The 5,041-nt window shown below is 77.1% G+C and carries 4 protein-coding genes and 1 other RNA gene; 4 read left to right on the plus strand and 1 reads right to left on the minus strand.

What is annotated here, in order from left to right; translation table 11 throughout:
• Positions 1-164 precede the first annotated feature (164 nt).
• From ffs to CS2_RS17680, 3 genes are all read left to right on the plus strand, one after another.
• Positions 165-261, plus strand: an RNA gene (ffs, locus tag CS2_RS17670) — signal recognition particle sRNA small type.
• 225 nt (positions 262-486) lie between these two features.
• On the plus strand, positions 487-1,362 hold the full coding sequence (locus CS2_RS17675) for an ABC transporter ATP-binding protein (protein ID WP_070320956.1): 876 nt from the start codon (positions 487-489) through the stop codon (positions 1,360-1,362).
• Entirely contained in the window at positions 1,359-2,723 is a 1,365-nt protein-coding gene (locus tag CS2_RS17680) for an FtsX-like permease family protein (RefSeq protein WP_233421255.1), read from the plus strand. The genes CS2_RS17675 and CS2_RS17680 overlap by 4 nt, the downstream gene beginning before the upstream one ends.
• An 81-nt stretch (positions 2,724-2,804) precedes the next feature.
• On the opposite strand, the gene CS2_RS17685 is transcribed toward CS2_RS17680, so the two are convergent.
• The gene (locus CS2_RS17685) at positions 2,805-3,326 is read right to left on the minus strand and encodes a CDP-alcohol phosphatidyltransferase family protein (RefSeq protein WP_070320957.1); all 522 of its coding nucleotides are present in this window, start codon (positions 3,324-3,326) and stop codon (positions 2,805-2,807) included.
• A 336-nt stretch (positions 3,327-3,662) separates the two neighbouring features.
• Between CS2_RS17685 and CS2_RS17690 the strand changes: the two genes are divergently transcribed.
• The coding region (locus CS2_RS17690) for a DNA polymerase III subunit gamma and tau (RefSeq protein ID WP_156442207.1) at positions 3,663-5,041 on the plus strand (1,379 nt) is incomplete at its 3' end.

A 5,041-nucleotide genomic window follows, 5' to 3' on the forward strand; every position in this document is an offset into this window, starting at 1 on the left:
CGCGCCGCGCCGGCCCGGCGGGCGGCGGCCCGGCGACCGAGCGCATCGTCCCCGAGGACGGCGACGGCGGCCCGCCCACGCAGCGCCTGCCCCCCGTCACGCCGTGACCACGCGCGACGCCGCCCCGGGTCCCGGGGGCGGCGTCGCCTGCGTTAAGGTGGTGGGCAGACCCCTCGTGCGGCGTCATCTCGCTGAACCCCCCCAGGGCCGGAAGGCAGCAAGGGCAGGTGAGCTCTGGCGGGTGTGCGGGGGGTCCTTGCATGCCCGGCCACGACCACGGGCACGAGCGCGGCCGCAGGCGCCGTCGCGGACCCGGCCGTGAGCGCCGCGCCCCCTCCGGGACCTCCCCGACGCCCCGCACCACGACGTGCGACCGAGGTCGTGCCGCGCCCAGCGTGCCGTCCCCCCGCGGGCGGACGGCACCCCCGCACGGACGACACCCACGCCGGACGCGGCGGCACGTGCCCCCGCCGGACGATGGGTGCCATGACCGACCCGACCATCCCCGCCCCCGGAGACCTCGTGCCGCCCGCCACCGGGACGGCTCCCGACGCGGCCCGGCCCGTGACGTCCGCGTGGACCGGCGCGGCCCCCCGCCTCGCCGGGCGCGGGCTCGTGCACCGCTTCGGCACGACCACCGCGCTCGCGGGTGTCGACGTCGACCTCGCCGACGGCGAGTCGCTCGCCGTCATGGGCCCCTCGGGGTCCGGCAAGTCGACGCTGCTGCACGTGCTCGCGGGCATCATCGTGCCGTCCGGCGGCACCGTGACGCTGCGCGGCGAGCCCGTGCAGGCGCTGTCGGAGAAGAAGCGCTCGCTGCTGCGGCGCACGCGCTACGGGTTCGTCTTCCAGTTCGGCCAGCTGCTGTCGGAGCTGTCGGCGCTCGAGAACGTGGCGCTGCCGGCGATGCTCACCGGGGCGTCCCGGTCCGACGCGCAGGCCGCCGCGGGCCAGTGGCTCGCGGCGCTCGGCCTGGCCGGCGCGGAGGGGCGCCGGCCAGGCGAGCTCTCCGGCGGGCAGGCGCAGCGCGTCGCCGTCGCCCGCGCGCTCATCACGCGGCCCGAGGTCGTCTTCGCCGACGAGCCCACGGGCGCGCTCGACCAGCAGACCGGTCACGACGTCATGAAGGTCCTCGTGGACTCCACGCGGGCCGTCGGCTCGTCGCTCGTCGTCGTCACCCACGACGCGGACGTCGCGGCCTGGTGCGACCGCCGCATCGACATGCGCGACGGCCTGGTGGTGCCGCCCGGTTCGACGACGGGCGAGGGCGTCGGCCCGCGCCCGGGCGAGAAGCCCGGCCGCGCGCTGCCCGACGACCTGGGCTCCGCGCGCGTCTCCGACGTCTTCGGCGGTGCGCGGTGAGCATCAGCCCCGTCCTGGCGCTCGCGCCCCGGCTGCAGCGTGCCGGCGGCCGCGACTCGCGCACCACCACCGTCCTGGCCGTCACGGCGTTCACCGTCACGACCGCGCTCACGCTGTCGGTCGTCGCGGCGCTGCTCGGCTTCGTCGACCGCGCCGAGAACCCCGTCACGCAGTTCGACCGTGACATGGGCGGCTTCTACGTGACGCTCGCCGTCACCGCGACGATCCTGCTGGTCGTCCCGCTGCTGACGCTCGGCGGCGCCGCGGCCCGCCTCGGCGTCGCGCGCCGGGACGCGCGCCTCGCGGCGCTGCGGCTCATCGGCGCGACGCCCGGCGAGGTCGTCGGGTTGACCCTCCTGGAGACCGCGCTGCAGGGGTTCGTCGGCGCCGTGCTCGGCACGGGCCTGTACGGCCTGCTGCTGGGCGTGTGGACGCAGATCCCGTTCCAGGGGCGTCCGTTCACGGTCGGCGACCTGTGGGTGGGTGTGCCGGTCGTGCTGCTCGCGTGGCTCGTCGTCCCCGTGCTCGCCGCCGTCAGCGGCGCGGTCACGCTGCGCCGCGTCGTCGTCTCGCCGCTGGGCGTCGCGCGGCGCGAGACGAAGCCGGGGCTCACCGCCGTCCGTGTCGTCGTGGCGCTCGCCGCGGTCGCCGCGTTCATGTTCGTGTCGATGAACGGCCAGATGTTCGCCGCGATCCTCGTGACGATGCTGCTGGGCATGCTCGCGGTCGCGTTCCTCGCGATGAACGCGATCGGGCCGTGGGTGCTCGGCGTCATGGGCCGCGTGCGGCTGCGCCGCGCCCGCACGCCCGCGCAGCTGCTGGCCGCGCGTCGCCTGCTCGACGACCCGAAGGCCATGTGGCGGATCGTCGGCGGGCTGGGTCTCGCGTCGTTCGTCGCCGGGTGCCTCACGGCCGTGCCGGCGCTCGTGTCGCTCGCGGGGGACAGCGACCCGGACGCGGTCATGCAGATGTCCGACATCCGCACCGGGGCGATCCTCACGCTCGCCATCACGTTCCTGCTGTCGGCCGTGTCGGCCGGGATCGCGCAGGCCGCCGCCGTGCTCGACCGGCGCCGCGAGCTGTCGCTCGCGCGCCTCGCGGGCGTGCCGGACGACCTGTTCGACCAGGTGCGCCGGCGCGAGGTGCTCGCACCGCTGCTGTTCACGTCGGTGGGGTCGGCGCTCGCGTCGTTCGTCATGTTCTTCCCGCTGTTCGGGCAGATCATCCTGTCCGCGCCGTCGGGGCTGCTGCTGCTCGTCGGGAGCCTGGCCGTCGGCATCGCGCTCGTGCTGCTGGCCACCGAGGCGTCGCGGCCGCTGCTGCGCCGCACGCTCGCCGAGACGGTCGTCCGCGCCGACTGAGCCGCACGCACCGCGCCGGACCGCCGGGCCCGCCCCTCCGCCGGGGCGGGCCCGGCGTGCGTCGTGGCGGCTCGGCCCGTGTCAGGTGCGGCGGTCCGGGTCGGGTGTCGCGGCACGCGACTGCACCACGAGCTCGTCGACGGCCGCCGCCCCCGCGACCGCGGCGACGCACCACAGCGCACCGGTCCACCCGGCGAGCGCGAGCAGCGGCGCCGTGAACACCGCGAGCCCGGCGACCCGGTTCGCGGCCGTGTGCCGCGGGACGACCCGCCGGAACCGCCGCACCCCGACGGCGACGGCCGCGACCTTGATCACGGCCACGCCCGCGGCGGCGGCCAGGAGCTGCACGGCCGCGTCGCCCAGCAGCCGCGCGACCAGCCACGTCGCCGCGACGAACAGCAGCACGTCGGCGGCCGAGTCGATCCGTGCACCGCGCGGCCCCGCCGTGCCCAGGCGCCGCGCGAGCGGCCCGTCGAGCGCGTCGGTGAGCCCCGCGGCCAGGTACAGCGTCACGAGCAGCGCCGGCCGGTCGACGGTGAGCGGCAGCGCGAGCGCGAGCACGCCCCGCGCGGCCGACAGCGCGTCCGGCAGCCACCGCCCCACGCGCCCGCACGCTACGCGCCTCCGGTCCGCAGCGCCCCGGACCTCCGCCCTGCCGCCACCCGGCCCCACCGCCCCGCCGCCGACCACGGGGTTCTGCCGGTCTACGGGGCCCGTGGGCGGCGGAACCCCGCGTTCGTCGGTGCTGCTCGGCGGCATCGGGCGGGCTGGACGAGTCGCCTCGGCGACCGCGGGGCGCGCCGGTCTCGGGTCCCAGGAGCGGTGCGGGTCCGCGTCGGGCCGGCCGGCGGTCCGGGAGGTGGCCACGGGCCGACCGGCGTGAGGAGGTGCGGTGGACGACGGGGACCACGTGTCTGCGGCGGCACGTAGGCTCGTCGGGTGACGACTGCGCTGTACCGCCGGTACCGGCCCGAGTCCTTCGCCGAGGTGATCGGCCAGGACCACGTGACCGCCCCCCTGCGGCAGGCGCTGCGCTCCGGGCAGACCAACCACGCGTACCTCTTCTCCGGCCCCCGCGGGTGCGGCAAGACGACGAGCGCCCGGATCCTCGCGCGCTGCCTCAACTGCGCCGAAGGGCCCACCGACACCCCGTGCGGCGTCTGCCCGTCGTGCGTCGAGCTCGCGCGCGGCGGCCCGGGGTCGCTCGACGTCGTCGAGATCGACGCGGCCAGCCACGGCGGCGTCGACGACGCGCGCGAGCTGCGCGAGCGCGCCACGTTCGCGCCCGCCCGCGACCGGTACAAGGTCTTCATCCTCGACGAGGCGCACATGGTCTCGCCGCAGGGCTTCAACGCGCTCCTCAAGATCGTCGAGGAGCCGCCGCCGCACGTGAAGTTCATCTTCGCGACGACCGAGCCCGACAAGGTCATCGGCACCATCCGGTCGCGCACGCACCACTACCCGTTCCGGCTCGTGCCGCCCGACGTGCTCGTGCCGTACCTCGAGCAGCTCTGCACCACCGAGGGCGTGCCCGTCGGCGCGGGCGTGCTGTCGCTCGTCGTGCGCGCGGGCGCCGGCTCGGTGCGTGACACGCTCTCGGTGCTCGACCAGCTCGTGGCCGGCGCCGGCCCGGACGGCCTGGAGTACGAGGGCGCGGTCGCGCTGCTCGGCTACACGCACACGTCGCTGCTCGACGACCTCGTCGACGCGATCGCCGCACGCGACGGCGCCTCGGCCTTCCGCGTCGTCGAGCGCGTCGTCGCGACGGGCCACGAGCCGCGCCGGTTCGTCGAGGACCTGCTCGAGCGGCTGCGCGACCTCATCGTCATCGCCGCCTCGGGCGAGGCGGCCGCCGCCGTGCTGCGCGACGTGCCGGCCGACCAGCTCGACCGCATGCGCCGTCAGGCCACGCACCTCGGCCCGTCCGAGCTGTCCCGCTCGGCCGACCTCGCCAACGCCGCCCTCACCGAGATGGTCGGCGCGACGTCGCCGCGCCTGCACCTCGAGCTGCTCATGGCCCGCCTGCTGCTGCCGAGCGCCGACGACTCCACCACGGGCCTCGGTGCGCGCGTCGACCGGCTCGAGCGCGGGCTGCCGGCGGTCCCGACCGGTGCGGGGTCGTCCGCGTCGGTCTCCGCTCCTGCGACCGCCGTCCCCGTGCAGCCGCACCCGTCGGTGGCGGCCCCCGCTCCCGCCGGTCCTGTCCCTGCCGGCCCCGTCGCCGGCCTTGCGCCCGCCAGCTCTGCGCCCGCACCTGCCGAGGCGCCGGTGCGTCCGGGTGCCGCGTCGGTGGGTGGGCCGGCCGCGGCACCGCCCGC

The sequence above is a fragment of the Cellulomonas iranensis NBRC 101100 = JCM 18110 genome (genome assembly GCF_001552375.1).
GTDB lineage: Bacteria > Actinomycetota > Actinomycetes > Actinomycetales > Cellulomonadaceae > Cellulomonas > Cellulomonas iranensis.